We start from the raw sequence: 17,318 nt of genomic DNA on the forward strand, positions 1-17,318 counted from the left end.
TCAGAGGCTGCGGCGCAGGAAGTCCGCGACGTCGGCGAACAGCCTCGGTTGATAGGCCGCTCGGTCGAAACCAGGCGGATCCTGCGAGGGTGGAAAGTCCGGCCGCGTCATCGCCGGCGGGAACACGCCGAGGAAGGAGAAGTGCCCGGCGCCCTCCACCACCTCGTGCTCGACGCGCAACGGGTCGGGCACGCCGCCAAGCACGCGCCCGGCATGCAGGGCCGGCGTGATCGCGTCGCGGCTGCCGCTGCGCAGAAGGATGGGCTGCGCCACGTCGCCCAGCGCGCCGTCAGCCGCGAACCAGAACGTGGCCGGCGCCAGAAGCACCAGCGCGCCGATACGGGCATCGGGCGTCGCGTCGACCGGTTGCGGCTGGCCGTCGCGCGACTCGTGCGGCCCGCACCATGCGTGCCCGCCGGCCGCAGCCAGCGCCGTGTATCCGCCGATGGAAATGCCACCAGCAGCCACCGGGCCGCGGCGAACACACGCGCCAACCACGTCGTCCGCCAACGCCGCGTCAATCGCCAACGACAGATGCCGCGGGCGGTTGCGCAAATTGGCCAGCGTGCCGGCCAGGCTGCTGTCGCTGCGACTGTTGCCAACGTGTTCCGGCAGCGCGACGACGAAGCCAGCGCGCGCCAAGTCGGCGGCCAGGTCGCCCAGCGTCCACGGCGAGCCGTTGTTACCGTGTGAGAGCACGACGAGGGGCAGATGCGCACCGGCCGGCGGCGCATCCCAGGCCGCGTGGACTTCGTAAGGTCCGAGGCGGCGCGTCGTGGCGGCGGCCTGGACCGGGTACATCAGCGCGAGCGGCAGGTCCACGCCTTGCACCGCGTCATGCACGCGCGCAAGCCGGCAGCCAGCCTCCATCACCAGGCCACCTCGGCCGGCGTGCCCTGGTGATAGAACAGCTGCCAGCTCTCGGCCTCACGCAGCCAGACCGAGGAGCGCAGCGTGTGCCGCGTCAGCGTGCCGTCGGGCAGGCGATGCGCCGAGCGGTAGGTCAGCAACGCCGACGCCGGGCCCAACGCGCGCACGGTAAAGCGATCATGCACGACGTCCGGCGGACCCTCAGCGCTGGCGCCCTGCTCGGCCAGGAAGCGCAACACGGTCGCAAGGTCGTATGCGCGACCCGAACGGCCCACCTCGCGGAAGTCGGCATGCAGCAGGGCCCGTAGCCGGGCCTCGTCCAGCCTTACGCCGGGGTGATGCAGCCCGATCTCCAGTCGCCGCAGTTCGCTCAACAGTCCGATCATGACGCCGCCCGCGCCCCGAACATGATGACGCCCATGCCCGCCAGGCACAGCGCCACGCCGATGCAGTCGGTCAGCGTCGGCCTGACCTTGTCCACCACCATCAACCAGACGATGGCCACGCCGATGTAGACGCCGCCGTAGGCCGCGTAGACGCGACCGGCGGCCGTCGGGTGCAGGGACAGCAGCCAGGCGAACAGCGCGAGGCTGGCAGCGCCCGGCAGCAGCAGCCAGGCCGAGCCGCCCTGCTTGAGCCACAGCCAGGGCAGATAGCAGCCGACGATCTCGGCCACGGCGGTGACGACAAGGAGGGCGAAGGTCTTCAACACGTCCACGCGCGGGCCTGCCGGTAGATGCTCAGAGCTTCAGACTGCGCACCAACCGCAGTGGCAGGCGCTGGCGCTTGGGCATGTCGCCGCGCACGTCGCCGCTGCGCGCGTCCACCGCCCAGCCGACCTGCACCGCGAGCCGGTTGACCTGGGTCTCGGTCGCACCGCGCTGCACGTTGCGGTAGGCGTAGGGGTTCACCGCCTCGCTCTCGATGCGCACGGTGCTCGTCCAGTACCAGCCCGCAGGCGCGGCAGGCGCCAGTGTGGCCGGCTGCGGTGTGTGTGCCAGCCGGCCTCCGAACTGCTTGATCTCGGGCACGCGCGGCACACGCCAGGCGCGGCCCTCGGCCTCGCTGCGGGCCCGTGCCATCGCCAGTGCCTCGGCATGCGTGAACAGCGCCGCCTCGCCCTGGCAGGTGCGGCCGTCCCAGTGCATGCCTTCGACACAGCGTGACCAGGCCTGCCCACTCGCGGCGTCCACGAGTTCCATGCCATCGGCAGCGGGCACGAGGCCGGGCGAGGCGGATGCTGGTTCAGCGGCCCGGACCGGAAGTACGACCGCCAGCAAGGTGGCGAGCAGAGTGAGGCGCATCACCGCATCCTGCCTCAGCGGCCCGCCGCATTCACCAACGCCAGCGCCTCGGCCGGCGTGACGGGCCCCTCGCCCGGCAACTCGACGACGATCAGATAGCCGGCAAGGTCAGCGCGCGTGCTTGCGGCTGCGTAGATCTGGGCGAGCGCCAGCTGCCCGCTGGCGAGCAGGCGGCCGGTGGCCGGGTCCCAGCTCTCCGCAGAGATCATGCAGCCCTGCTGCGGCGTGCCTGGGAAATAGGGCGTGCCGACGTAGTAGGCCGGGTTGATGGTTGTGCCGTGCACCAGCAGTTCGTCGCGCCCGGCGCGGCCAGCCAGCCAAGCTTCTTTCAACGGTGACACGCCGCGCCAGCTTTCGGGCAGGAAGCTGTCGTACACAGCCTCGCTCCAATCCGGCGTGTCGGCGATCGCGACGTGCTCGAACTCGGCCACGCTCGCCTCCACCGGCAGCTTGCTGTGCAGGTAGGGCGTGGGGCCGATGTTGGGATTGGTGGCCGTGCCGGCGCCCACCAGCGTGAACAGGCCCTGCGGCGTGTTGCCATTGGTGATGGTGCCCGGCAGGCCGCTGCGCGAAAGCGCGAGCTGCGGCGAGGTGAACAGCTGGCCGGCGGCATCGCGCACGAAGCGGCCGTCGGCGCCGCGCACGAGGGTCAGGCCCATCTGCTGGCGGCCGGGGCGTTGCAGGCTGACGATGACGGGGAAGCCTGCGCGCAGCGGCGCGGCCAGCAGGTCGGCTAGCGGCGGCGGCACGGCGGCCGAAGGATTGAGGCGGCGCATCAACGCGGTCAGGCGCGGGTCGTCGGCCCAGGCGGGGAACTGCCGCGGCACCAGCGTGCGCAGGGTGTCTGCCGCAGCGCCGTCGGCCAGCAGCAGCGTGTAGGCCGCAATGGCGAAGGGCTTGCTGGCGGTGAGCTGGGGCAGCAGCGGCCAGATCAGCGGCGCGGCCTCACCGGAGTAGAGCGTGTGTGCGGCGGTCAACAGCGCGCGCTGGAACTCGGGGTCGCGCTGGGCGAGCGTCGGCAGGGCTTCGAGCAGCAGCGGCCGCGCGGCGGGGATCTCGGCGTTGTACTGGGCGACGAGGTCGAACAGCTGGGGCAACGCCACATCGCGCTCGGGGCCGGGTGGCAGCGCGATGCGGGCGCGGATGTCGGCCAGCGCGGCCTCGCGCAGCGCGCGTTCGCCGTCGGTGGACATGCCCGGCCAAGCGAAGTCGGCGGGCTTGAGAGCCAGCAGCTCAGCGGCGCTGTAGCGCTTCTCCGCGGGCTTCTGTTGGGGTTGCAGCGGTGCGCAGGCGGCGAGGGCCAGCGTCATTAGCGAGAGCAGTAAACGATGTTTCATGGCGGCGATGATGGGCGCCCGTCGAAATCAGGGCGCCTGCTTCGTCGTAGTGTCAGGCATCCCCAACCCCAAGGAACCCCATGAAGCGCCTGCCTTTGATCGCCCTGCTCATCACCACCCTCGGCCAAGCCGCGCCGGTCACTTACAACATCGACCCGGCCCACACCTACCCCAGCTTCGAGGCCGACCACATGGGCGGCCTGTCGGTCTGGCGCGGCAAGCTGAACAAGAACAGCGGCAGCATCGTCTACGACAAGGCCACGGGCGTCGGCAGCGTGGACGTGCAGATGGAGCTGGCCAGCATCGACTTCGGCCTGGACGCGATGAACGCGTGGGCCAAGGGCGACAAGTTCTTCAACGTCGAGAAGAACCCGAGCGCCAGCTTCAAGGGCCGCTTTGAAGGCGCATTGCCGGCCAAACTGGTGGGCGATCTGACGCTGAACGGCATGACCAAACCCGTGACGCTGACCGTCCACCAGCTCAAGTGCATCCCGCACCCGATGCTCAAGCGCGAGCTGTGCGGCGCGGACGCGTCGGGCAGCTTCAACCGCGACGACTTCGGCCTGGCCGCAGGCAAGGACTGGGGCTTCAAGATGGACGTGAACCTGCGCATCCAGGTAGAGGCACTAGCCAAGGAATAGTGAGCCCCTCGCCCAGTCTCGCCGCGCTGAACGCGGGCGAGCCTGGTCGGTCCCCCGAGGGGACGGCGATGCACGCGGCGTTGAGCCGCAGGCACATCGCCCAAGGCGGGCCGGCTTGGGAGCGGCCCGGCGCTCGGCCCGCATGAAATGAAAAACCGGTCTCTCGGAGCCGGTTGTGCTGTGCGCCAGACGACGCTTACTTGACATCCATCTCTTGCAAGATGCGCGTCGTCTTGTCCACCGTGCTCATCTGCCACAGCATGTAGCGCGAGTCCAGGCAGATGCTGCGGACCATCTTGGGGTTGAAGTCCCAGTCGGAGATGACGGCGTCCAGCGTGCCGTCGAACAGCAGGCCGACGAGTTCGCTCTTTTTGTTCAGCACCGGGCTGCCGGAGTTGCCGCCGGTGGTGTCCAGCGTGGACAGGAAGTTCACCGGCACCGAGTTCAGCGACTTGACGCGGTAGATGCCGAAGTTGCGCGCCTTGATGGCGGCCAGCTGCTCGGCGGGCGCGTTGAACTCGCCACCCGCTTCGTCCGGGCCCTTGTGCTTGGCGACGATGCCGTCCACGGTGGTGAAGGGCGTCCAGTTGCTGCCGTCGGCGCCCGGCGTGCGGCCCTGCACCTTGCCGAAGCTGATGCGTAGCGTGTTGTTGGCGTCGGGGTAGGCCGTCTCGCCACGGCTGGCGTGGTAGTCGATGAGCGCCTGCTGCACGCCGGCATAGGCCTTCTGCAGTTTGCCGGCGAGTTCCTTGTCGCGGTTCTCCAGGCGGCGGTCGTCGTCGTAGAGCGCCACGGCGGCCTTGATGAGGGCGTCATCGCTGGCCTTGAAGGCAGCCACGTCCTTGTCCAGCCAGCTCATGCGGGTGGCGGTGTCCGACAGCTTGCTGGCAGCGTAGACCTTGTCGATCTGGGCGCGGATGCTGGCTTCGTCCTGGCCGGCCTTGAGGCTGAACACATCCACCCAAGCGGGGTTCAACGTGTTGGCGGGCTGGGCCAGGTATTGCGCCAGGAAATGGGCGGCCAGGCGCTTGTCGGTGGGCTCGTCGTAGCGGCGATCCAGCGACTGCTGGCTGGCGCGGATGCGCGGCAGGTCGCGGTCCTGGTAGCCGCTCTTGCGTTCGGCATCGGGCTTGGCGCGCTCCTGCGCGAGCAGGTAGAGCTGGCGCGCGGCGGTCAGCAGCGACGGCGTCATGAAGTTGGCCAGCAGCTCCGCGCGCTGGATGCCCTGGCGCTCGGCCAGCAGGCTCTCGGTGGCGGCGAGGTCGGCACCGTAACGCGCCTGGCGCTTCGCGTCGCCGTTGACCCAAGCCTTGAGCTTGGCGAAGTCGGCCTGCTTGCGGGCCAGGATGTCGCTGCCGTCCCAGCTCTGCTGCTGGCCTTCCAGGTTCTTGTAATAGTTCTGCAGGCCTTGCATGCGCGAGGCCATCTTGATCTCGCCGTCGCGGCGGCCGGCCGTTTCCGCCTTGACGAGGGCGATGGACTCGCCCAGGGCTTTGGCCAGCGCCGGCTGCTGCCAGCCGAAGGCGAAGTCGACCTCGGTGGGCAGGCGGTGGCGGTTGGTGCGGCCCGGGTAGCCGGCCACCATGACAAAGTCGCCGTCGTTCAGCGGGCTAGTCACGGGCGAGGCCACCTGCAGGTGGTGCTTGGGCACGTAGGGCTTGTTGTCCTTGCTGAAGTCAGCCGGCTTGCCGTCCGGGCCCACATAGGCGCGGTAGAAGCTGTAGTCGCCGGTGTGGCGCGGCCACATCCAGTTGTCGGCATCGCCGCCGAACAGGCCCACGCCGGTGGCAGGTGCGTGCACCAGGCGCACGTCCCGAATCTCCAGTTGCTTGATGAGCTGGTATTGCAGGCCGCCGAAGAAGGGGTAGACGTTGCAGCGGTGGCCGGCGTCGGCCTCGCAGGCGGCGACGAGCTGCTTCTCGGTCGCCTCGACGGCGTCGGTGCGGGCCTTGCCGGTCAACGCGGCCGTCTTGGCGTTCAGGATGTCGGCCGTCACCTCCTTCATGGCGACGGTGACGAGGATGCGGCTACCGGGCGCGGCGGGCAGTTCATCGGCCAGCGTGGCGGCGTAGAAACCGGTCTTCAACAGGTCGCGGTCGGGCTTGGAGTTGTACTGGATGCTGCCGTAGGCGCAGTGGTGATTGGTGACCACCAGGCCTTGAGGCGACACGAAGCTGGCCGTGCAGCCGCCCAAGCTGACGACCGCGCCCATCGGGAAAGCGGTCAGGTCATTGAGCTTGGCCGGGTCCAATGCCAGGCCGCCGTCCTTCAGGGCCTTGGCGATCTGGGGCAGTTGCTTGGGCATCCACATGCCTTCGTCGGCATGAGCGGAGGTGGCTGCCAGCGCAGCGGCGGCGAGCAGCGAGAGGGAGAAACGGGTCATGGGCGGTCGGCTTGAAAGGCGAAACCGCGAGGTTACCCCGCAGGGCTCAGAACCCCCGAGTGAGGAAAGACAGGCTTCGGTCCAGGGAAAGCCCGGAGCTGGCTCAGTTCGGGCCGAGTGCCGGCCGCTCCCAAGCCGGCCCGTCATGGCGATGTTGCTTGCGGCTCAACGCTGCAAGCATCGCCGCCCCCTTGGGGGACCGGCCAAGGCAAGGCCTTGGACGGGGGGCTTCAATGCGCCAAACCGATCCATTCACCGGCCGCCTGGTAGGCCTCAAACAGCTCCAGCGCCAGATCGCGCAGACCCGGGTGGTCGCAGGCGTGGCCATCGGCCAGGCGCTCGTAGGCGTAGTGGCGGTCGTAGAGCATGCGGGTGGGGTTGATGGCCAGGCCCGCGTCGTTCATCAGCTGGCCGAAGCGCAGCAGGCTGCTGGTGCTGACCGGGCCGTTCGCCGCGCCCACCCCCGTCAGGCCCAGTGCGCGAATGTCGCCCAGATGCACGCCCGGCGCGATCTTGAGACCGGCCCACGCATGGCCCGGGTCGCCCAGGCCGCGAGGTTCGTCGGCGGGGACGGGGATCAGGTGCAGGGGAATCAGCATGGCGGCCTCCAGGCTCGGACGGAATGGCTCCCATCGTGCCGAGGCCTCGGCCAAGCGAAGGCCGGATAAAGCCCGAAATGACCCGGCTAACTGCCGTTGATGCCGCTCAAGTTCCGCTCAACTGAACTGCAGGTCCAGGTCGCCGTGGGCGTAGATGATGACGCCCGTGTCCGTCTCGGTGACCACATGACCCGACCCCGCCGGCGCAAGCTGGTAGTCGCCCGCCTGCAGCAGCACGTCATCCAGGAAGATCTCGCCCTGCACCGTCAGGCATTCCTCGTCGTGGCCGTGGCCGTGGCCGGGCACCTGGGCGCCGGGGTCGGCGCGGTAGAGCAGCGCGGCCTCGCCACCGGCCGTCCACAGCACGCGGCGGGCGATGCCGGGCGCGAACTCGGGCCAGCCGGCCTCGCGGTCACGCACCAGCGTGCGCTCACCGCCCTCGCCTTCCGCCTCGCGAACAAAGACGTGGCCCCCGTCCTCGCTGCTCAGATGTAAAGCCATGCCGGCCGGCAGCCGCAGGAAATCGTGCAAGCCCAAGGTCTCGCCGTCGGCCCCGACGCTGCCGCGCAGCACCAGGAATTCGCGCGCGCCGCCGACCGGCAGCGTCAACTGCGCGCCAGCCTGCAGCTCAATGATGCTGGCGGCGCGCGGCTCGCCCGGGCGTGCCGCGCGGCTGGACGGCGCCTGGTAGAGCACGCGCTGTTGAACACCTTCGCCCAAGGTCTCCGCCTCGGACTTGCGGCGGCGCACCGTCACCATGCCCTCCTCGGCCTTCAAGGATTCAGCCAGGCGTTGGCCCAGCCGCTCGGCCAGCCGGCCCGACACGCCGGGCGCAGGCGCGGCCCAGGCGCGGGCGAAGGGCTCGCTGAGCAAGGGGCTCAGGTCGTCGTTGTTGGATTCGGGAGGGGTGGAGATCATCGTCATGGCGTCACCTTCAGGCCGGCAGTGCGTGCGCGCCGGCGTCGCCCAACGTCTCGCGCAGCGTGATGAGCGCGCGGCGTATCTGCGACTTGACCGTGCCCAGGGGCAGCAGGGTCTGGCTGGCGATCTCCTCGTGGGAGAGGCCGTTGAAGAAGGCCAGCGCCACCAATTGGCGCGGCTGGGGTTTGAGCAGCAGCAAGGCCCGGTGCAGCTCGGCATGACCCTGGGCCACGGCGAGCAGTTCGTCACCAGACTGCGTGGCCGGCGCCGACATCGCTGCGGCTTCTTCGTCCAGCTCTTCATGCTGGAAGCGGGCCTCACGGCGGATGGCGTCGATGGCGCGTGAGCGGGCCATGCCCAGCAGCCAGGTCAGCGGCCGGCCACGTTCGGCGTCAAAGCGCGGCGCCTGGCGCCAAACCTGGAAATAGACCTCTTCCGCCACCTCCTCGGCCAGTTGGCTGCGCCGCACCAGGCGCAGTACGAGGCCGTAGACGCGCGACAGCGTCGCTTCGTACAGGGCCAGCAAGGCACGTTCGTCGTGCTCGACGATGCCGCCTATCCAGGCTTGCAGCTGGGTGTCGTCCGGCGCCGGGCAACCCGCGCGGACGGCGGCTGCGATGTCGGCCACGGCTTCAGCGCAGTCCTGCTCGGTCTCGTCCGGTTGCACATCGAACAACGACGCCGCGTCAGGGGGCGATTCGTCGGGCGCCATGGAGTGTGGAATGGCCATGTCAAACCTCTAGCCAACGATTGATGCAGATGCGGTTCACGACCCGCGCCCTGTCCGCCGGATGCTCAGGCAAGGCTGGGGTCGGGTGGCGGAGAACGGGGAGAAGGGGGAAGCGAAGGTCACGACAATAGCTACGCAGCAAACTTGTTTCTGGATGCAGGGTACTCGCATCAAGGCCTCTGGCATCCACCCTGCCCCGCGGGTCGTATTGCTTTCACATGTCCCAGATCGCCTATTTCGACCTCGTCAGCCACTGGCGCCTGGATGCGCCGGTCGCCAGCGTGTGGCGAGCCATCACCGAAACCGAGCACTGGCCGCGCTGGTGGCCGGGCGTGGTGGGCGTGAAGAAACTGCGCAGCGGCGACGGCACCGGCGTGGGCCTGCTGCAAGAGATCAGCTTCCGCACCGGCCTGGGCTACCGGCTCCATCTCCAGCTGGAAGTGACCGAGGTGCTGAAGGAGGAACGCCTGCGCGCCCGCGCGGCCGGCACGCTGGCGGGAGAAGGCATCTGGCTGATGCAGCAAGCGCTGCCGGCGCTGGGCGGGCACACGGACGTCACCTTCGTCTGGCGCGTCACGCTGCCGCCAGGCATCCTGCGCTGGCTGGCGCCGTTGCTGGGGCCGGTGTTCCGCTGGAACCACAAGCGGGTGATGCGGGCGGGGCGGATCGGCTTGATCCAGTACTTGGCTTTGATGGGTGACTGAAGCCCCGCGAAAACGGGCTTCAACAGCTCAAGCTTTAGGCAAGGTCACGCCCACCTGCCCCTGGTACTTGCCGCCGCGGTCCTTGTAGCTGGTCTCGCAGACCTCGTCGCTCTCGAAGAACAGCACCTGCGCGCAGCCTTCGCCCGCGTAGATCTTGGCCGGCAGCGGCGTGGTGTTGCTGAACTCCAGCGTCACATAGCCTTCCCACTCGGGCTCAAAGGGCGTCACGTTGACGATGATGCCGCAGCGGGCGTAAGTGCTTTTGCCGAGGCAGATGGTGAGCACGTTACGAGGGATGCGGAAGTACTCCAGCGTGCGCGCCAGCGCGAAGCTGTTGGGCGGGATGATGCAGACGTCCTTGTTGATGTCGACGAAGCTGTTCTCATCGAAGTTCTTCGGGTCCACCACCGTGCTGTGGATGTTGGTGAAGACCTTGAACTCGGGCGCGCAGCGGATGTCATAGCCGTAGCTGCTGGTGCCGTAGCTGACGATCTTCTGGCCGTTCTGCTCGCGCACCTGGCCGGGCTCGAACGGCTCGATCATGCCGTGCTGCTCGCACATGCGGCGGATCCACTTGTCGCTCTTGATGCTCATCTCTGTTCCTCTTATCGGGGGAGAACCCCATCGAAATACATGCCGCCGTCCAGGTCCAGCACAAAGCCCTTGACCGCCGCGCGCTCGGGCACGGCCAGGCGGCCGTGCGCGATGGGGGTCCAGGGCAGTTCCTGCATCGCGATGCGCTGGGCCTTGGCGTAGATGACCTTGCGGTCCTCCTGCTTGAGGGCCTGGCGGGCTTCGGCCAGCAGCTTGTCATAGGCCGGGCTGCACCAGGACGTGCCGCTGTTGGCGCCACAGCTGAGTTGGCCGAAGGTGTTGGCGGGCTCGGGGTCACTGTTCCAACCGCTCAGGGCCGTGTCGTGCTCGCCAGCATCGATGCGCCGCAGGTACTCGCCCCACTCGTAGGTGACGATGCGAGCTGTGACACCGACCTTGGCCCAATCCGCCTGGATCATTTGCGCCATGCGCTGGCCGTTGGGGTTGTAGTTGCGAACCACGGGCATCGCCCACAGCGTGATGTTCAGCGGCAGCACACCAGCCCTATGCAGCAAGGCCTTGGCCTTCGCCGGGTCGTAAGGGGCTGGCTTGAGTGAGGCGTCATGCGCCCAATTGGCTGGCGCAATGATGCTGCTGGCCAGCGCGCCAGCCTCGCCGTAGACCGTGCGAACGATGGTGGCCTTGTCGATGGCCATATCCAGGGCCTGGCGCACTTCGACCTTGGACAGGGCCGCACGCTTGGTGTTGTAGGCCAGGATGCCCACGTTCATGCCCGGCGCGGTGGCGAGCTTGATGGCGGGGTCTTTCTTCAGCTCGTCCAGTTCGGCCGGGCCAACCGGGGCAGCGATGTCGCATTCGTCGCGCTTGAGGCGCTGGGCGCGCACGCTGGCGTCGCTCGTGACCGCGAAGACGAGCTGGTCAGCGCGGGGCCGCTCGTCCTTGCGCCACCAGGTCGGGTGCTTCACGTAGCGGATGACGCTGTCAGCTCGAAAGCTCTTGAATTGGAAGGGCCCGGTGCCGACCGGCATCTGCGCGATGCGCTGCGGCGTGCCGGCCTTGAGCAACTGGGCGCCCAGCTCGGCCGACTGGATCATCGTGAACGTGAAGCTCAGCGCTGACAGGAAGGACGCATCGCGTTCGGCCAGTGTGATGCGGATCTGGTGGTCGCCCAGCTTCTCGACCTTCTGGACAAGCTTCTCCCAGCCGAAGGACATGACGTAGGGCGACACGCTTGGGAATGCCTTGGCGAATTCGCTGTCGCGGCTGAGCAGGCGGCCGAAGGTGAAGACGACGTCGTCGGCAGTGAACTCGCGCGTGGGCTTGAAGCCTTCCGCGGTGTGCCAGCTCACGCCGCGGCGCAGCTCGAAGGTGTAGGCCAGGCCATCGGGGCTGAGGCTCCAGCTCTCGGCCAGGCCGGGGATGAGCTGGTCGGTGCCGCGCTTGAGCTCGATGAGGGTGCTGAATACGGGCATGTGGGCGACATGGTCGACGTAGCTGTCGGTCATCGCCGGGTCGAAGGTCTTGGGGCTGCCGGCGGTGCAGAAACGCAGCGTCGTGTCGGCGCCGGCCATCAAAGGTAGGGCTAGCAACAGGGCAGCGAGGCGCTTCATTTCGTGATCTCCGCCGACGGCACGAAGGGCAGGATGCCCATCGATTGATAGAGCGCGGCGGGCGACAGGGCCTTGTCACCCTGAATCACCAGCGCCACGCGCCGGATGGCGCGGATGTCGGCCACCGGGTCGCCGTCCACCAGCAACAGGTCGGCGCGCTTGCCGCGCTCGATGCTGCCGATCTCGTTCAGCCGGTCGCTGTACTTCGCGCCGTTCCAGGTCGCGATCTTCAGCGCCTGCGCGGCCGGGATGCCGGCTTGTACATACAACTCCAGCTCGCGCTGGAAGGCAAAGCCCGCCGTCGCGTCGGTGCCGGCCACCAGCGGGATGCCGGCGGCGTGCATGCGGCGCAGCAGGTCCATCATGACCTTCCAGCTCGCACCCCAGCGCTTGGCCTTGGCGTCGTCCATGTCGACTTCCGCCGACAGGAAGCTGCGCTGCACGACGGCCGGCAGGTTGGCCGCCACCATCGCATAGCTCGCGCTGGGCTGCCCCTGGCGCTGCGTGTAGGTGCCCTCGAAGGCAGTCATCGTCGCGTCGACGACGGTGCCTTTCTTCTTCAGCAGCGCGATGAAATCCTGCGTGCGGCGGTCGTTGAGCTTGAGGTCGGCCGCCTTGTCGCCGACGAGGTTGAAGCGCAGCAGCGTGCGCGTGTCGTCGCCCTTGCCGACGAGGAAGTTCAGCGTCACCTGGTTGATGTGGTGCAGCTCGTCGTAACCGGCCTCGACGGCCTGTGCCGCCGTCATGAAGGCCGGCACATGGCCGCCGGTGCGCAGGCCCAGCTCGCGCGCACGGGCCACCATGGGCTTCACCCATTCGGGGCGGATGGAGTTGTAGAGCTTGAGCTGGCGGTAGCCGTGGGCGGCATACCAGTCGATGGCGGCGAGCGCGTCGGGCAGGTTGTCGGGCACGAAGTCAGCCTGCGACGAGAACGGGCTCTTGCCTTCGATGAAGCCGTTGGCCGAGATGCGCGTGCCCAGCACCTCGCCGCGGTCGATGCGGCCACGCAGCTGCGCCAGCTCGGCGTTGTCGTTGCCCACATCGCGCACCGCCGTCACGCCGGCGGCCAGGTTCAGCAGCAAGTCGCCTGGCGTGACGTGGGCGTGCATGTCGACGAAGCCGGGCAGCAGCGTGCGGCCCTTGCCACTGATGCGCTGGGCCGGCGCGGCGGTTTTCAGCGTGCCCGGTTTGGCGATGAAGGCGATATGGCCGTCCTGGAGGTAGACGTCGGACGGGCCGCGCAGGACGGCCGCCTGCGAGTCGAACCAGCGCACACCTTCGATGACCGTCAGCCCCGGCAGCGGCTGCGGCAACTCCTTGGCCAGGCGCTGCAGATGGGCGAACTGCGCAGCCTTCTGCGCATCGCTGAGGCGGTCGATCTCGGCCTCGAAGCCCTGCAGCACCGTGCCGCCCCAGCCCGGGTAGACCTGGGCGAAGAGGGCGCGGTTGTCCTCGCGCAGCCACAGGTAGCTAGGCTCCAGCTCGATGCCGGTGATGGCGTAGAGGCCAATCTCGTAGGCCTGCCCTGGCACGGACAGACGCTGCACGCGCTCGATGGACAACCGGCCTGCGGGCAGCGCCTCGATGCGCGGTGTCTTGGCCGCAAGCAGGCTCTGCGCCAGCCGCGCGGCCCAGGCGGGGCTGGCCTGCACGGGCAGGTAGACGGCGTCGCGAGCCAGGCCGGCGCGCTCGCCGCTGTCCACTGGCGAACGCCACACCGCCTTGCCATCGGCCTTGCGCTCGAAGCTCTCGGCGATGCGCGCGCCGTAGGTGGCTACGCCCTCGGTGCGGTAGGCCATCCAGGCGCCATCGGGTGCGAACTCCAGTGTCTCTTTCTGGTCCGGCCCGCGGCCGTTGTTGCGGTAGCTGTAATCCGTCTCCAGCTTGCCAGCGCTCTCATTCACCAACAGGCGCCCGCAGGAGGTCTTCACGCAGACGACGGTGTAGGTCTGCGTCTGGGCTTGGGCCGCGCCGGCCGCCATCAGCAGCACGGCGAGCAAGGGGGGCAACAGCTTCATGGGCGATCCCCTGGGATTGATCTAAGTGGCGCGCACTGTACTCAGCGCGGCACGCCCTTGTTGGCCAGCATGTCGGCGCGCTCGTTGCCCGGGTCGCCCGCGTGGCCCTTCACCCAGCGCCACTCCACCGCGTGCAGCTTGCGCAGCGCGTCCAGCCGCTGCCACAGGTCGGCGTTCTTCACCGGCTTGCCGTCGGCCGTCTTCCAGCCGCGGCGCTGCCAGTTGATGATCCATTCGGTGATGCCCTTGCGCACGTATTCGCTGTCCAGGTAGACGACGATGTCGCAGCTGCGCTTGAGCGAGGCCAGCGCCTCGATGGGCGCCATCAGCTCCATGCGGTTGTTGGTCGTCTCGCGCTCGCCGCCGAAGAGTTCCTTGTCGTGGCCGGCGCTGTGCAGCCACGCGCCCCAGCCGCCGGGGCCCGGGTTGCCCTTGCAGGCGCCGTCGGTGTAAATGGTGACCTGCGGGCGCTTGATGGTGGGTGCAGGTGGGGTGGGTTCGGTCATTCTTTTTTGTGATGGTTGTTCAACGCGACGGCCGCTGCCTTCTTGGCCGTCGCGCGGGAGTTCTTGGCCAGGCCGATCATGCGCATGCCGTGCACGCGCTTGACCGCCTGGATGAAATACACGGCGCCCAGCACCGGCCACCAGCGCGAACCCACGGCCTCGGTCCACTGCCAGCGGTCCAGCCAGGCCTCGGTGCGCAGCGGCGGGCGATAGACGCCGAAGCGTGCCGCCTCGACCTCGAAGCTCAGCAGCTTGAGCCAGTCTCGCAGCCGCCAGTAGCCGATAAAGTCGCCATCGCGCGGCAGATAGGGATCGCCGCCGCGCTTGAGCCGCCCGAGGTTCTGGCGCAGGCCCCACAGGCTGGCGGGGTTCAGGCCGAAGACGATCAGCCGCCCCTCCGGCCGCAGCACGCGCTCCACCTCGCGCAGCAGCGCATGGGCGTCGCAGGCCAGTTCCAGCGCGTGCGGCAGCAGCACGAGGTCGAGGCTGGCGCTGTCGAACGGCAGGGCTTCGAAGTCGCACTGAACATGACAAATGGGGTCCACGCCCGCCAGCCAGCGGTGCGGCATGCGGTTGGTCTGCAGACCGTTCAGTTCGGGCATGCCGAGCTGCAGCGCGTGGAAGCCGAACAGGTCGGCCACGGCCACATCCACCTGCGCCTGCTCCCACGCCAGCAGGTAACGGCCCGGCGCGGTTTGCAGCCAGGCTGCCAAATCTATACTCGCCCCTTTACTGGTGACGCTCACGTTGACGCTCACGCCTCTCCCCGCTTTCGACGACAACTACCTCTGGCTGCTGGACAACGGCCGTGAGGGCCTGGTCGTCGATCCCGGCGACGCGCTTACGGTGGCCGCGGTGCTCGATGCCCGGGGCCTCACGCTCGCCGGCATTCTATTGACCCACCACCATGCCGATCACGTCGGCGGCGTCGACGCGCTGCGCCCGCGCCTGCAAGGCCCCATCTACGCACCGGCCCGCGAGAGGATGCCCGAGCCGGTGAGCCCTGTACGCGGTGGCGACACCGTCGAACTGCTGGGCCTGCGCTTCGTGGTGATGGACGTGCCCGGCCACACCGCCGGGCACATCGCCTACTTCGCGGCCGACGTGCCCAACGGTGATCCGCTGCTCTTCTGCGGCGACACCCTCTTCAGCGCCGGCTGCGGCCGCTTGTTCGAAGGCACGCCGGCGCAGATGCACGCCTCGCTGCAGTCCCTGGCCGCGCTGCCGCCTGAAACGCGCGTCTGCTGCGCCCACGAATACACGCTGTCCAACCTGCACTTTGCGCGCGAGGTGGACCCCGCCAACCCCGCCCTCGCGGCCTACACCGCCTGGTGCGAAACCGAGCGCGCCGCTGGCCGACCGACGCTGCCCGGTCGCGTCGGCATCGAGCGGCAGATCAACCCCTTCCTGCGCTGCACCGAACCCGCCCTGCGTGACGCCGCGCGGCGCCGCGCCCCTCTCAAACTGCCGACCGCGCCCAGCCCGGTCGACGTCTTCGCCACCTTGCGCGAATGGAAGAACGGATTCCGATGACGCTTACCCGCTTGTCCCCCTTGGTTCTGGCCACGTTGCTCGCCGCCTGCGCCACCACCACCCCGCCGCCCGCCGATCTGGCGACCCCGGCTCCCCTCCCCGCCACCACCACCGCCGTCGAAGCCGCCGCCGCGCCCGAAGCACCGGCGCCCGTGGCCGTGCGCGCGATGGCCGCCGAGCTGCTGGAAGACAACCTGCGCCCCGGCGAGAAGATCGACCTCGACGCAGCCGACGCCAGCACCGACCTCTGGGGCCGCCTCCGCCAGGGCTTCCAGTTGCCGGACCTTGATGACGAATGGGTGCGCAAGGCCGAGGCCTGGTACAGCGCACGGCCCGAGTACGTCGAGCGCATGACGGCGCGCGGCAGTCGCTACCTCTTCCACATCGTCGACGAGGTCGAGAAGCGCGGCATGCCCACCGAACTGGCGCTGCTGCCCTTCATCGAAAGCGCCTTCGTCACACACGCCGTGTCCCGCACCAAGGCCACCGGCATGTGGCAGTTCATGCCCGCCACCGGGCGCGACTTCGACCTCAAGCAAAACATCTTTCGCGACGACCGCCGCGACGTGCTGGCCTCCACCCGCGCCGCGCTCGATTACCTTGAGCGCCTGCACAAGCAGTTCGGCGACTGGCACCTCGCGCTGGCCGCCTACAACTGGGGCCAGGGCAATGTGAGCAAGGCCATCGCGCGCAACCAGAAGCTGGGCCTGCCGACCGATTACGCCAGCCTGAAGATGCCCGACGAGACGCGCTACTACGTGCCCAAGCTGCAGGCGGTCAAGAACATCGTCTTCAACCCGGACCGCTACGCGCTGGCCCTGCCCCAGGTAGCCAATCACCCATATTTCCTCAGCGTCAAGGTCGAGCGCGACATCGACGTGGCGCTCGCTGCCGAGCTGGCCGGCATCACGCTGGAGACCTTCCAGCAGTTCAACCCGCAGATGAACAAGCCGGTCATCCTGGCCGCTGCCACCTCGCAGGTGCTGCTGCCCTACGAACAGGCCAGCGCCTTCGCCGAGAACCTGGCCCGCCACGATGGCCCGCTGGCCACCTGGACGGCCTGGGTGGTGCCCAAGACCATGAGCCCGGCGGAAGCGGCCAAGCGCACCGGCATGGCCGAGTCGGCGCTGCGCGAGATCAACCGCATCCCGCCCAAGATGCTCGTCAAGGCCGGCTCCACGCTGCTGGTGCCGCGCGGCGAGCACGTGCACGACGACGTCTCGGAGCGCCTGGCGGACACCGCCAGCCTCAACCTCGCGCCCGACGCGCCGCCGCAGGGCAATCTCAGGCGCATGAGTGTCAAGGCCGGCAAGGCGGACACCGTCAGCACCGTCGCGGCCCGCTACAAGGTTCGCACCGAACAAGTGGCGCAGTGGAACAAGGTCGGCAACAAGGCACGCTTCAAGCCGGGCCAGGCGATCGTCGTCTATACGGCCTTCCAGCCTGCCACATCCAAGGCCAAGGCCAAGGTGGCCGCCCGTTCCGTTGCGAAAGGCAAGGCGACGAAGACGGCCCGCGCCGCCAAGCCGGCCGCGCCGCGCACCTTCGCCAAGGACCGCGGCGGCAAGGGCCGCAACAACGCCGTCGCTTCGGCGGCGCCTTGACGC

General features: G+C 68.7%; 18 protein-coding genes. 4 read left to right on the forward strand and 14 right to left on the reverse strand.

The genetic code is table 11. From position 1 onward, the window contains the following. The 5 genes from ABIS05_RS12590 to ABIS05_RS12610 are packed head-to-tail and all read right to left on the reverse strand — an operon-like array spanning position 1 to position 3,511. Positions 1-870, reverse strand: a complete 870-nt coding sequence (locus ABIS05_RS12590; protein ID WP_348013332.1) for an alpha/beta hydrolase — start codon at positions 868-870, stop codon at positions 1-3. Continuing rightward, positions 870-1,256 (reverse strand): DUF4440 domain-containing protein, encoded by a 387-nt coding sequence (locus ABIS05_RS12595; protein ID WP_348013333.1) that lies wholly within the window; start codon positions 1,254-1,256, stop codon positions 870-872. Before ABIS05_RS12595 ends, ABIS05_RS12590 begins: the two co-directional genes overlap by 1 nt. Next, a complete protein-coding gene (locus ABIS05_RS12600; protein ID WP_348063265.1) occupies positions 1,253-1,579 on the reverse strand; it encodes a YnfA family protein in 327 nt (108 codons plus the stop codon). Before ABIS05_RS12600 ends, ABIS05_RS12595 begins: the two co-directional genes overlap by 4 nt. Before the next feature lie 31 nt (positions 1,580-1,610). Next, positions 1,611-2,174, reverse strand: coding sequence for a DUF1566 domain-containing protein (locus tag ABIS05_RS12605; RefSeq protein ID WP_348013335.1), 564 nt, complete (start codon positions 2,172-2,174; stop codon positions 1,611-1,613). Between the two features lie 14 nt (positions 2,175-2,188). Beyond that, positions 2,189-3,511: a hypothetical protein gene (locus ABIS05_RS12610; protein WP_348013336.1), complete on the reverse strand. Its 1,323-nt coding sequence runs from the start codon at positions 3,509-3,511 to the stop codon at positions 2,189-2,191. Between the two features lie 80 nt (positions 3,512-3,591). On the opposite strand from ABIS05_RS12610, the gene ABIS05_RS12615 reads away from it, so the two are divergent. After that, positions 3,592-4,152: a YceI family protein gene (locus ABIS05_RS12615; RefSeq protein WP_348013337.1), complete on the forward strand. Its 561-nt coding sequence runs from the start codon at positions 3,592-3,594 to the stop codon at positions 4,150-4,152. Positions 4,153-4,348: 196 nt separating this feature from the next. On the opposite strand, the gene ABIS05_RS12620 is transcribed toward ABIS05_RS12615, so the two are convergent. The 4 genes from ABIS05_RS12620 to ABIS05_RS12635 all read right to left on the reverse strand — a co-directional run bounded on the left by ABIS05_RS12620 (position 4,349) and on the right by ABIS05_RS12635 (position 8,785). Further along, positions 4,349-6,535, reverse strand: coding sequence for a S46 family peptidase (locus ABIS05_RS12620; RefSeq protein ID WP_348013338.1), 2,187 nt, complete (start codon positions 6,533-6,535; stop codon positions 4,349-4,351). A gap of 230 nt (positions 6,536-6,765) precedes the next feature. After that, complete coding sequence (locus ABIS05_RS12625) at positions 6,766-7,134, reverse strand: hypothetical protein (protein ID WP_348013339.1); 369 nt, start codon at positions 7,132-7,134, stop codon at positions 6,766-6,768. A gap of 117 nt (positions 7,135-7,251) precedes the next feature. Then, positions 7,252-8,058 carry a cupin domain-containing protein gene (locus ABIS05_RS12630; protein WP_348013340.1) on the reverse strand — a complete coding sequence of 269 codons (807 nt, stop codon included), beginning with the start codon at positions 8,056-8,058 and terminating at the stop codon, positions 7,252-7,254. Positions 8,059-8,068: 10 nt separating this feature from the next. Beyond that, complete coding sequence (locus tag ABIS05_RS12635) at positions 8,069-8,785, reverse strand: sigma-70 family RNA polymerase sigma factor (RefSeq protein ID WP_348013341.1); 717 nt, start codon at positions 8,783-8,785, stop codon at positions 8,069-8,071. A gap of 218 nt (positions 8,786-9,003) precedes the next feature. Here ABIS05_RS12635 and ABIS05_RS12640 point away from each other — a divergent pair, with 218 nt between their 5' ends. Further along, positions 9,004-9,489, forward strand: coding sequence for an SRPBCC family protein (locus tag ABIS05_RS12640; RefSeq protein WP_348013342.1), 486 nt, complete (start codon positions 9,004-9,006; stop codon positions 9,487-9,489). A 27-nt stretch (positions 9,490-9,516) separates the two neighbouring features. Here the strand turns inward: ABIS05_RS12640 and dcd are convergent, their stop codons facing one another. From dcd to ABIS05_RS12665, 5 genes are read right to left on the reverse strand one after another with little or no spacing between them, the layout of a single operon-like run. Beyond that, positions 9,517-10,083 carry a dCTP deaminase gene (gene dcd, locus ABIS05_RS12645; protein ID WP_348013343.1) on the reverse strand — a complete coding sequence of 189 codons (567 nt, stop codon included), beginning with the start codon at positions 10,081-10,083 and terminating at the stop codon, positions 9,517-9,519. An 11-nt stretch (positions 10,084-10,094) separates the two neighbouring features. Further along, complete coding sequence (locus tag ABIS05_RS12650; protein WP_348013344.1) at positions 10,095-11,654, reverse strand: ABC transporter substrate-binding protein; 1,560 nt, start codon at positions 11,652-11,654, stop codon at positions 10,095-10,097. After that, complete coding sequence (locus ABIS05_RS12655) at positions 11,651-13,672, reverse strand: amidohydrolase family protein (RefSeq protein WP_348013345.1); 2,022 nt, start codon at positions 13,670-13,672, stop codon at positions 11,651-11,653. The genes ABIS05_RS12650 and ABIS05_RS12655 overlap by 4 nt, the downstream gene beginning before the upstream one ends. Before the next feature lie 41 nt (positions 13,673-13,713). After that, positions 13,714-14,178, reverse strand: coding sequence for a ribonuclease HI (gene rnhA / locus ABIS05_RS12660; protein ID WP_348013346.1), 465 nt, complete (start codon positions 14,176-14,178; stop codon positions 13,714-13,716). Further along, a complete protein-coding gene (locus tag ABIS05_RS12665; RefSeq protein WP_348013347.1) occupies positions 14,175-14,891 on the reverse strand; it encodes a class I SAM-dependent methyltransferase in 717 nt (238 codons plus the stop codon). Before ABIS05_RS12665 ends, rnhA begins: the two co-directional genes overlap by 4 nt. 34 nt (positions 14,892-14,925) lie before the next feature. Between ABIS05_RS12665 and gloB the strand changes: the two genes are divergently transcribed. After that, positions 14,926-15,711 carry a hydroxyacylglutathione hydrolase gene (gloB, locus tag ABIS05_RS12670; RefSeq protein WP_348013348.1) on the forward strand — a complete coding sequence of 262 codons (786 nt, stop codon included), beginning with the start codon at positions 14,926-14,928 and terminating at the stop codon, positions 15,709-15,711. An 11-nt stretch (positions 15,712-15,722) separates the two neighbouring features. Beyond that, a complete protein-coding gene (locus ABIS05_RS12675) occupies positions 15,723-17,315 on the forward strand; it encodes a transglycosylase SLT domain-containing protein (RefSeq protein ID WP_348013349.1) in 1,593 nt (530 codons plus the stop codon). Positions 17,316-17,318 lie beyond the last annotated feature (3 nt).

Origin of the sequence: Roseateles sp. (assembly GCF_039929605.1) — a bacterium.
In the GTDB taxonomy this organism is placed as follows: Bacteria; Pseudomonadota; Gammaproteobacteria; order Burkholderiales; family Burkholderiaceae_C; genus Pelomonas.

Coding starts and splice junctions, on each gene's coding strand:
- ABIS05_RS12625 (WP_348013339.1), bottom strand. CDS start 7,134: ATGCTGATTCCCCTGCACCTGATCCCCGTCCCCGCCGACGAACCTCGC.
- ABIS05_RS12615 (WP_348013337.1), top strand. CDS start 3,592: ATGAAGCGCCTGCCTTTGATCGCCCTGCTCATCACCACCCTCGGCCAA.
- rnhA (WP_348013346.1), bottom strand. CDS start 14,178: ATGACCGAACCCACCCCACCTGCACCCACCATCAAGCGCCCGCAGGTC.
- ABIS05_RS12595 (WP_348013333.1), bottom strand. CDS start 1,256: ATGATCGGACTGTTGAGCGAACTGCGGCGACTGGAGATCGGGCTGCAT.
- ABIS05_RS12610 (WP_348013336.1), bottom strand. CDS start 3,511: ATGAAACATCGTTTACTGCTCTCGCTAATGACGCTGGCCCTCGCCGCC.
- dcd (WP_348013343.1), bottom strand. CDS start 10,083: ATGAGCATCAAGAGCGACAAGTGGATCCGCCGCATGTGCGAGCAGCAC.
- ABIS05_RS12605 (WP_348013335.1), bottom strand. CDS start 2,174: ATGCGCCTCACTCTGCTCGCCACCTTGCTGGCGGTCGTACTTCCGGTC.
- ABIS05_RS12640 (WP_348013342.1), top strand. CDS start 9,004: ATGTCCCAGATCGCCTATTTCGACCTCGTCAGCCACTGGCGCCTGGAT.
- ABIS05_RS12650 (WP_348013344.1), bottom strand. CDS start 11,654: ATGAAGCGCCTCGCTGCCCTGTTGCTAGCCCTACCTTTGATGGCCGGC.
- ABIS05_RS12630 (WP_348013340.1), bottom strand. CDS start 8,058: ATGACGATGATCTCCACCCCTCCCGAATCCAACAACGACGACCTGAGC.
- ABIS05_RS12620 (WP_348013338.1), bottom strand. CDS start 6,535: ATGACCCGTTTCTCCCTCTCGCTGCTCGCCGCCGCTGCGCTGGCAGCC.
- ABIS05_RS12590 (WP_348013332.1), bottom strand. CDS start 870: ATGGAGGCTGGCTGCCGGCTTGCGCGCGTGCATGACGCGGTGCAAGGC.
- ABIS05_RS12655 (WP_348013345.1), bottom strand. CDS start 13,672: ATGAAGCTGTTGCCCCCCTTGCTCGCCGTGCTGCTGATGGCGGCCGGC.
- ABIS05_RS12635 (WP_348013341.1), bottom strand. CDS start 8,785: ATGGCCATTCCACACTCCATGGCGCCCGACGAATCGCCCCCTGACGCG.